Origin of the sequence: Bradyrhizobium sp. (genome assembly GCF_049581145.1) — a bacterium.
GTDB lineage: Bacteria > Pseudomonadota > Alphaproteobacteria > Rhizobiales > Xanthobacteraceae > Bradyrhizobium.
In genome coordinates, this window is sequence record NZ_JBAURI010001120.1 from 1 (window position 1) to 8646 (window position 8646).

General features: G+C 63.3%; 8 protein-coding genes. 2 read left to right on the forward strand and 6 right to left on the reverse strand.

Annotated elements, in window-relative coordinates:
- The 5 genes from WCB02_RS35930 to WCB02_RS35950 form a co-directional block, all read right to left on the reverse strand.
- On the reverse strand, positions 1-844 hold an 844-nt coding region (locus WCB02_RS35930; protein ID WP_423966282.1), incomplete at its 3' end, for a pyridoxal-phosphate dependent enzyme.
- Positions 844-1839: a CobW family GTP-binding protein gene (locus tag WCB02_RS35935; protein ID WP_423966284.1), complete on the reverse strand. Its 996-nt coding sequence runs from the start codon at positions 1837-1839 to the stop codon at positions 844-846. The genes WCB02_RS35935 and WCB02_RS35930, both read right to left, overlap by 1 nt.
- Positions 1832-2158: a hypothetical protein gene (locus WCB02_RS35940; protein ID WP_423966286.1), complete on the reverse strand. Its 327-nt coding sequence runs from the start codon at positions 2156-2158 to the stop codon at positions 1832-1834. Before WCB02_RS35940 ends, WCB02_RS35935 begins: the two co-directional genes overlap by 8 nt.
- Positions 2159-2172: 14 nt before the next feature.
- A complete protein-coding gene (locus WCB02_RS35945) occupies positions 2173-3054 on the reverse strand; it encodes a polysaccharide deacetylase family protein (RefSeq protein ID WP_423966288.1) in 882 nt (293 codons plus the stop codon).
- 146 nt (positions 3055-3200) lie between these two features.
- Complete coding sequence (locus tag WCB02_RS35950) at positions 3201-4184, reverse strand: helix-turn-helix domain-containing protein (RefSeq protein WP_423966290.1); 984 nt, start codon at positions 4182-4184, stop codon at positions 3201-3203.
- A gap of 239 nt (positions 4185-4423) precedes the next feature.
- On the opposite strand from WCB02_RS35950, the gene WCB02_RS35955 reads away from it, so the two are divergent.
- Both WCB02_RS35955 and WCB02_RS35960 read left to right on the forward strand, forming a co-directional pair.
- Entirely contained in the window at positions 4424-5437 is a 1014-nt protein-coding gene (locus WCB02_RS35955; protein ID WP_423966298.1) for a carbon-nitrogen hydrolase family protein, read from the forward strand.
- Positions 5438-5562: 125 nt separating this feature from the next.
- A complete protein-coding gene (locus tag WCB02_RS35960; protein WP_423966294.1) occupies positions 5563-6243 on the forward strand; it encodes an HAD hydrolase-like protein in 681 nt (226 codons plus the stop codon).
- 236 nt (positions 6244-6479) lie between these two features.
- Here WCB02_RS35960 and WCB02_RS35965 read toward each other — a convergent pair whose 3' ends face one another.
- Positions 6480-8447, reverse strand: a complete 1968-nt coding sequence (locus tag WCB02_RS35965; RefSeq protein WP_423966296.1) for a methyl-accepting chemotaxis protein — start codon at positions 8445-8447, stop codon at positions 6480-6482.
- Positions 8448-8646 lie beyond the last annotated feature (199 nt).

The window sequence follows — 8646 nt, forward strand, 5'->3', positions numbered from 1 at the left end:
GAACGGCGGCGGCGGCGCCTTCCGCGACCGTCTTTTCGATCATGATCATGAGGCTGACCGCGCGTTCGATTTCGGGCTCGCTGACCAGCACGATCTCGTCGACCAACGCGCGCACGATCGACAGGCAGCGGCTGCCGACGTCTTTGACGGCGATACCTTCGGCAATCGTCGTCCGGCCGGCCGACGGCGATGGGTCCTGACCGCGCAGCGCTTCATACATGCAGGGAAATCGTGCGGCCTGAACGCCGACGATCTCGATGGAGGGCTTGAGCGCCTTGAGCGCGGACGCCGCGCCCGAAATCAGGCCGCCGCCGCCGATCGGGACCACCATGATGTCGAGATCGGGAAGCCCGGCGATAACCTCGAGCGCCAGCGTTCCCTGCCCCGCGATCACGTTCGGATCGTCATAGGGGTGGACGAAGCAGAGATTGCCCTCGGCCCGCAGCCGACGGGCATGCGCCGCAGCAGCCGTCAGGTCGTCCCCTTCGAGCACCACCTGCGCCCCGTGCCCCTCGGTCTGGATCACCTTGATCAGCGGCGTCCCTCGCGGCATCACGATGGTCGCCGCAATGCCGAGCCGACGCGCGTGATAGGCGACCGCCTGGGCATGATTGCCAGCCGACATCGTGATCACACCGCGACGCATCTGATCGCGACCGAGCCGAAGCATCGCATTCAGCGCACCGCGCTCCTTGAAAGACGCGGTGAACTGCATGTTTTCGAATTTGAGCCAGACCTCGGCGCCGGTCAGTTCCGACAGCGTTCGCGACGGCGCCAGCGGCGTTTGCGCGACTTGGCCGCGAATGGCGTCGGCCGCGGCCTGGATTTCGGACAGGGCGATCATCAGAGCATCCTCATCGATTGGCTGCCGCCGAGCCGGGCAAAAGCTGCGAACGAGCGACGGATCAGCTCGGGATCGAGGTCTTCGACGATGAACAGCAGCCGCGACCGGCGGTCGCCATCCGGCCAGGCATCGAGATGGGTCGGCGCATGCACGAGGTGTTGCACGCCGTGGACCGCAATCGGCCTCGCCTCCCCGCACAGCGCCAGCAATCCCTTGACTCGCAATATCCTCGTGCCGTGCCGGTTGAGCAGCATCGTCAGCCAGACGCCAAAACTGCTCCAGTCGAGCGGCTCATCGACGACGATCGTGACGGCACGCGCTTTGGTGTGCGCGGCTGCTCCGTCCGGTTCGCCGACAGCCCTGAACGGGCTGCGGCCGGCAGCGAGCAAAGCGTTCGCCGGCAGCGGCCCCTCCGCGACCCGAATCACCGGCGCCTGCGGATTGAGCGCGGCAAGGCGCGCCTGCAGCGACACGACCATGTCGTCGCCGGCGATGTCGGTCTTGGTCAGCGCAATGACGTCGGCGATCGCCGCCTGTCGCATCGACTCGACGTAGCGGTCGAGCTGCATCAGCCCGTGGACCGCGTCGACGGCGGTCACCACGCCGGCGGCGAGAAAATGATGGCGCAGCATCGGATCGGCCCGCAAGGTCGAGAGCACCGGGAACGGGTCGGCGAGCCCGGTGGTTTCGATCACCAGTCGGCGAAATAGCGGGATCGTCCCGCGCTCGCGGCGCGAATCCAGATCCCGCAGGGTGGCGGCAAGGTCGCCGCGCACCGTGCAGCACAGACAGCCGGAGCCGAGCAGCACGGTTTCGCCATCGAGCCGCTCCACCAAGAGGTGATCGAGCGCGACCTCGCCGAACTCGTTGATGATGACAGCGGTATCGTGCAGCGCGGGGTCACCGAGCAGCCGGCGCAGCAGTGTGGTCTTGCCGGAGCCGAGAAAACCCGTGAGCAAGGTCACGGGCGTGAAGGCGGGCGCACCGTCAGCCATCGGCGTCGAGCCGGGCCAGCAGCTTCGGATCCAGCGGATCGCAGCTGCGGCCCGTCAATCGCTCGGCCGCGGCCCAGAGATGGCCGAGGTCGCCGACCATCTCGCTCTTGCCGGTGAAGGTCGCCAGCAGGAACGAGGCGCCCTGCCAATCGGAGAGCTTCAACCCATAGAGCTTCAGCACACGGTTGGCGACCTCGACGCGGCGGCCGCGCTCGTGGCGGCGCCGCGCCGGATCGTCATTGCGCGTGAAGACGCCCTCACGCGCCACCGCGTCGGTCCAATGCTCGTCGCCGCCGAGACTGCCGCACAGCGCGCACATGGGCTGCGTTCCTCCTACTTCTTGCGCGGGAAGCGCCTGGCGAAATCGTCGGCCATCTCGTCCATGGTGACGAACTTCACGCCGGGATGCGAGGCGATGTGGTTGTAGAGCCGTTCCAGCATCAACAGCACCTGCGGCCGCCCGGAGACGTCGGGGTGAATGGTGATCGGGAACACGGCATAGTCATGCTCCCGATAGACCCAGTCGAACTGATCGCGCCAGGTCTCCTCGAGGTGGCGCGGGCTGACGAAACCGTGGCTGTTCGGGCTCTTCTTGATGAACATCATCGGCGGCAGATCGTCGAGATACCAGTTCGCGGGAATCTCGATCAGATCGGTCTCGTGGCCGCGTTTCAGCGGCACCATCCATTCCTCGGGCTTCTTGGAATAGTCGATCTTGGTCCAGCTGTCGCCGACCCTGACATAGTAGGGATGGAAGTCGTTATGCATCAGCGAGTGGTCGTATTTCAGTCCGCGCTCGAGCAACAGCTCGTTGGTGACGGTCGAGAATTCCCACCACGGCGCCACATAGCCGGTCGGGCGCCGGCCCGACAGCCCTGTGACGAGCTCGATGGATTTGTCGAGCACGGCGGTTTCCTGCTGCCGGGTCATCGCGATCGGATTCTCGTGGCTGTAGCCGTGGATGCCGATCTCGTGGCCGGCATTGGCGACGGCCTTCATCTGCTCGGGGAATGTCTCGATGGAATGGCCGGGGATGAACCAGGTGGTCCTGATGCCGAAACGCTTGAACAGGTTCAGAAGCCGTGGTGCGCCGACCTCGCCTGCGAACAGGCCGCGCGAAATGTCGTCCGGTGAGTCGTCGCCGCCATAGGAGCCGAGCCAGCCCGCGACCGCATCGACATCGATGCCAAACCCGACGAGAATTTCCTTGGCCATGAATTCGTCCTTCTTGCTGTTGTTGAGTGTTGAGAAAATTCGGAAAGGCGCGCATCCGCATCAGGCGCTTGCGAAGCCGGCAGTCGGCCGCGCCGGAGCCATGCTGCCCGATCCGCGAGCACGTGATCTTTCGCTCGACCGCATCGCTACCGCTTCTTCGAGATACCCCGCTTGGGATTGGAGCACAATCTCGACGCACGATATTCGCGTGGCGCCATCCCAAACTTGAACCGGAATGCGCGACTGAAATGCGATAGATCGTTGAAGCCCCAATTGTAGGCTATCTCGGCGATTTGCTTGTGCCCATGAACGGGATCGGCGAGGTCGCATCGACAACGATCGAGACGCTGCGCAAGGACATACCGACCGAATGACTGCTGCTCCGCCTCGAGCAGCGCATTGATGTACCTTGGCGACATGCCAAGCGCCGACCCTGCCCGGTCAAGCGAAAGCTCCGGGTCGTTCAAACGGGCCTGGATGTAGGCCTTCAATCTGGTCAGTAGCACCGAACGATGTGTGCTCTTGATGGTGGCGAGACCACGACATTCATGATCAAGCGCAAGAGCGACCATTTCGAGCGCCTGAACGGACAACCGGTCTGCCGCGGCGTCATCCAGGGTTTCGATGATTTGAGAGATGCTCAAGACGAAATCGGCAGCCAAGCGTTGGAGGGGGCCGTTACGTCCGAACGTTGTCGCCGCGAGTTGGTCAACCGACCCAAACCGCTTCAGCGCAAGATCGCGCGGGACCTGGAGGATTTGCTGGGTAAAGCTCCCGTCAAATGACAGTTCATAGGGCCTCGTCGTATCGTAAAATGCGAATTCGCCGGGGCGGATCAACGTCTCGCGTCCATCCTGGACGACGCCGCCGACGCCCTGCGCTCCGAATGCGAAAAGCAGATAGTTCTCCTTTGCACGGGAGATTCGCGAACGTGTTCGAAATACTCGCTGTCGCGAGGCCTCAACACGTGTCAGCGAGAGCGAGCCCAATGTCGATTGCGTGACGGCCCCCTGAAAATCCTCCTGGTCCGACTTGCAATCCAGTTGGACGAATACGTCGCAGACGATGTCCTGCCACAGTCCAAGGCGGCGAGGGGCAGGCACCGAGGCGGTATCGAGCCGAACTGTCACGGCAGAACCTCCCTTGCGTCGATCAGGACCTTGTCTTCGTGGCGGTCGTCTTCGTGGCGACCGCAGGCTATACGCGGTGCGTCCGGGCAGGCAAGTCACCAATCGACGGCCGATGACCCGGTCAGTCAAGTTATTGTTCCGCCTCGATCAAGCAGACAACCAGGCTTTCTCCTATGGTCGCGGATCTGCTGCCCAATTCGTCGGCATCAGTTTCGTTTTCGACAGCAATGGAGGAGCCGGTGGGTATTCAGCATCCGAAATACAAGGTCGCGGTGGTCCAGGCGGCGCCGGCTTGGCTTGATCTCGATGCAAGCGTGGACAAAACCATCGCTTTGATCAATGAGGCTTCGAAAAACGGCGCGAAGCTCGTTGCGTTCCCCGAAACCTTCTTACCCGGCTATCCTTGGCACATCTGGCTCGGCGCACCAGCATGGGGAATTGGTCGCGGCTTTGTCCAGCGTTATTTTGACAATTCCCTGTCCTACGATAGCTCAGAGGCGGAGAAGCTGCGCAAGGCGGTCAAGGCGGCGGGTTTGACTGCCGTGATGGGCCTCTCCGAACGCAGCGGCGGCAGCCTCTACATCGCGCAGTGGATGATTGGGCCGGACGGCGAGACAATCGCGAAGCGTCGTAAACTTCGTCCGACCCACGTCGAACGTTCGGTCTTTGGTGATGGCGACGGCAGCGACCTTTCCGTCCACGCTTGCCCCGACATAGGCCGCCTCGGCGCTCTCTGTTGTTGGGAGCACCTTCAGCCGCTCTCGAAATACGCCATGTATGCGCAGGACGAACAGGTGCATGTTGCGGCGTGGCCGAGTTTCTCCGTGTACGATCCTTTCGCGCACGCGCTTGGTGCTGATGTCAACAACGCCGCCAGCAAAATCTACGCGGTGGAAGGCTCGTGTTTCGTGCTGGCGCCATGCGCCACCGTCTCTCAGGCCATGATCGAAGAACTTTGCGACACCCCGGACAAAAATGCCTTGCTTCACGCCGGCGGCGGCTATGCAGTGATCTACGGTCCGGACGGATCACAACTCGTCGAGAAGCTTCAGCCGGATCAGGAGGGCATCCTGTATGCAGATATTGACCTCGGGATGATCGGCGTAGCAAAGAACGCGGCGGACCCAGCCGGCCACTATTCCCGCCCTGACGTTACTCGGCTTTTGTTCAATAAGGAGCCCTCGAAGCGAGTCGAGCACTTTTCGCTGCCGATCGATACGGCTCCCCTGATTGAGCCAGTCGCCGCTGGCTGACAAGCAGCAAAAAATCACTGCCATCCTGGAGCTTGGCGAGGGCGGATCATGATCCGCCCGACATCCAGCGGAATTCGAATCACGCGAACATTTACTCGCCTGGCCGTGATCACTATGCTGAAGCCATGGTCCCGCCCTGCTCTGTCCTTCTCGATCTCGACGGCACCCTGATTGATTCGCAGCCCGGCATTCTGGCAAGTTGCCGCGTGGCGCTGCGCACTCTGGGACACGAGCCGGACGAAATTCTCGACATCCAGCGGGTCATCGGGCCCCCGCTCGAGGACGTGATGCAATTCCTGCTGCAGCCATATGGGGACGACAGGGTTGCCGAGGCAGCAGCGGCCTTTCGTCAGCACTACGGCGACAGCGGCCTGCTCGGAAGCGAGCCCTACCCGGGAATAGGCAATGCTCTCAGAGAGATGCAGCAGGCAGGATTGCGACTATATCTGGCAACATCGAAGCGCGAGGCATTCGCGCGCCGTATCCTGGAGCATCTGGAGCTTGCGGCATATTTCCACGGCATCCACGGCTCGGTGCCGGGCGGAGAACTGGACCACAAGCCTGAGCTGCTCGCCCATATCCTGTCGGAGCATGATATTGCACCCGCGCGCAGCTTGATGGTCGGGGACCGCCGCTACGACGTCTCCGGGGCCCATGCGGTTGGAATGCGCGGTCTTGGAGTCCTCTGGGGCTATGGCACCCGAGATGAACTGGAAGGCGCCGGCGCAGATCAATTGGTCGAATCGACGGTCGATCTCGGTCGCACCGTTCTCGCGATGGTCATTGGACAGCGGCCCTTGACCTAGGCCTCCCAATTGCGATCGAGACGCTCGCTGTTGGCACATCGCAAGATTTTCCCGACGGGACCTGACGTTGCTCACCCATTTCATCGCGGATCTGCCCGGTTCGGCGCAGCTGTGGGCGATGCTGGCCGCGACGATCGAGGTCGCGAGCGAGCTCGCGCTGGTCCTCGGCTTCCAAACGAAACGGTCAGTTTCCAATCAAGCCACTGGTCCCAAATCCTGGGTCCACTTCACCTCGGCTAGGCGGCGTCGCGCAATCGCGCCAGGAAGGTGTCGACGCTTCTGAACAAGTCGTTCGCATGCTGGCCAAGCTCGCCCGCAGCCAGCTTGACGTTGTCGGCAAGGCGGCGCGACTGCTCGGCGGCGTTGCTGGCGCCTGTAACGTTCTGAGAAACCTCGCCGGTGCCGGCTGCGGCCTGCTGGACGCTGCGGGCAATCTCGCGCGTTGCCGAGCTCTGCTCCTCGACCGCGGCCGCAATGGTCGCCGCGATGCCGCTGATCTCCTCGATGGTCCCGCTGATGCCGCCGATTGCGCTGACGCAGTCGGAGGTGGCGGCCTGGATCGAGCTGACCTGACGCGCGATCTCCTCGGTCGCCTTGGCGGTCTGGCCGGCGAGCTCCTTCACCTCCGCCGCGACCACCGCGAAGCCGCGACCGGACTCGCCGGCGCGCGCCGCCTCGATGGTGGCGTTGAGCGCCAGCAGGTTGGTCTGGCTGGCGATGGCATCGATCAGGCGCAGCACGTCGCCGATCTTGTCGGCAGCGGCAGCCAGGCTGCCGACCATCTCCGTGGTCTGCTTGGCCTTGACCACGGCGGCGTCTGCAACAGTCGAAGAATGCGCGACCTGACGCCCGATCTCGCTGACCGAAGAGGCCAGCTCTTCGGAAGCCGCCGCAACGGTCGAGACTCCGGCTGAGGCCTGCTCCGACGCCGCAGCGGCGGCGGCCGCGCGCAGCGAAGTCCCATTGACGCTTGCCGTGATCTCGCCGATCACGTGCTCCATCTCCTGGGCGGCCTTGCCCACCGCGGCCACGGCGCTCTTGACGTCGGCCTCGAAGCGATCCGCCATCTGCCGCTGCAGAGCCTTCTTCTCCAGCTCGGCCTTGGACTGGGCAGCTTCCTGCGCCTCGCGCAGGCTTTGTGTCTCGATGATGTTGCGGCGGAACACGTCGACCGCCTGCGCCATCGTGCCGAGCTCGTCCTTGCGTGCGCCGCCCGGAATCACGACGTCGGTATCGCCGCTCGACAGCCGGTGCATCACTGCCGTGATTGCGACCATCGGGCGCGAAATCCCGCGCGCGACGAACAATGCGACCAGTACGGCGAGGACCAGGATTGCCAGCGTACCGAAGATCAGCTCGCGCTGCGCGGTTGCGGCCGCCGCCTCGTAGGCGGTAGTGTCCTTGATGATCTCCAGAAGCGCGATCGGCTCGCCCGCATAGTTCTTGATCTGACCGACATAGAGCGTGGCGGGCCGTCCGCCCAGCGTGGCGTCCCGATGCAGCGCTGCACCGTTGAACACGGCCTTTAATTCGTCCTGGCTTGATACGACCTCCTCGCCGAAGGTCGAAGACAGGCGCTCGAACTTCTGATCGTGGACCCAGTACACGGCGAGATCGATGCCAAAGCGCTGCTTGGCTCGATCGACGAATTCCTTGCCGAACGCGGCGCCAATATCGACGGTGGCGATGGTCTTTCCGTCACGAATGATCGGCGTCATGCCAAAGATTCCGAGCGACAGTCGGCTCTGTTCGACGCCGGCGATCTGCCGCCCGGTGCGGTTCGCTTCGACGACGGTGATGCGTCGCTTGGAGGTATCGTCGCCGAAAATCTTTGGCGCGTGCACGCGATAGAAGTTGGTCGCAGGCGGCGACCAGACATTCACCAGCGGGATGCCCTGCGCCGTCAGGTCCGTCATCGCGCCGCCAAGCAGCGCCCCGAGCGCGTCGCGGTCGTTCCTGGTGACGGCATCGACGACCGGCGGCAACGCAGCGAGAGTCGAACTCAGGGCAAGCGCGGTGCGGCCCTCATAGTCGATCGCAGCGATCACACTGTCGAACTGCAGCTTCATCTGCTGCTCCAGCGCGACGCGGGTCAGCGCGCGCTGCTGCAGAACCGAGAATGTTCCGAGAACCGCGCAGGCGATTGCGACCGTCAGAGAAAGCGCCAGAATCAGGCGCGCCGATATCGATCGGAATTTGAACATGTGAGCTTCCTCGCCGAGGCGGAAGGTCCCAGACATTCGTTAAGGAACGTATACCGTAATTTTACGGATTCGAACATTCGTGGTTATGGAATCCGGCCTCCCTCGCTTGGCGAGCGCCCCGGACTGACGAATGGAAAGATCTTCGCAATCACCGGATGCCGGTGATGGAGGCCCCCATCGCGCGCGGGTCGCGCGTGGG

Bases quoted from the DNA above. Each gene is read 5' to 3' on its own strand.
- WCB02_RS35965 (WP_423966296.1), bottom strand. From the start codon at position 8,447: ATGTTCAAATTCCGATCGATATCGGCGCGCCTGATTCTGGCGCTTTCT.
- WCB02_RS35940 (WP_423966286.1), bottom strand. From the start codon at position 2,158: ATGTGCGCGCTGTGCGGCAGTCTCGGCGGCGACGAGCATTGGACCGAC.
- WCB02_RS35960 (WP_423966294.1), top strand. From the start codon at position 5,563: ATGGTCCCGCCCTGCTCTGTCCTTCTCGATCTCGACGGCACCCTGATT.
- WCB02_RS35945 (WP_423966288.1), bottom strand. From the start codon at position 3,054: ATGGCCAAGGAAATTCTCGTCGGGTTTGGCATCGATGTCGATGCGGTC.
- WCB02_RS35935 (WP_423966284.1), bottom strand. From the start codon at position 1,839: ATGGCTGACGGTGCGCCCGCCTTCACGCCCGTGACCTTGCTCACGGGT.